A 288-nucleotide genomic window follows, 5' to 3' on the forward strand; every position below is an offset into this window, starting at 1 on the left:
TCACAAGGCAATATCCAGACAGCAGGGCTGGGACCCGGAATACTATCTGAGAAAAGCCGCTGAAAACGGACCTTGTACTTATGAGCTTTTCAAAAAAGTAATGGACAGCAAAATGATCATTTACCAGTCCTATTCATCTTGTCTGGGCCTTCTGAGGCTGATAAAAGCCTACGGTGCCCTCCGGATGGAGAATGCCTGTAAGAGGGCTTTGACAGGCTATAAATTCAGTTACACCGCTGTGAAAAACATCCTGGATAACAATATGGACATGGTCGGGGATGCCAATCA

1 pseudogene is annotated in these 288 nt (G+C 45.8%); it reads left to right on the top strand.

Going from position 1 to position 288, the window contains the following annotated elements:
• Positions 1 to 288, top strand: a pseudogene (locus AC1XUF_RS32085) (hypothetical protein); the annotation flags it as partial.

The organism is Dyadobacter sp. HNCC25DJ185 (genome assembly GCF_056895195.1).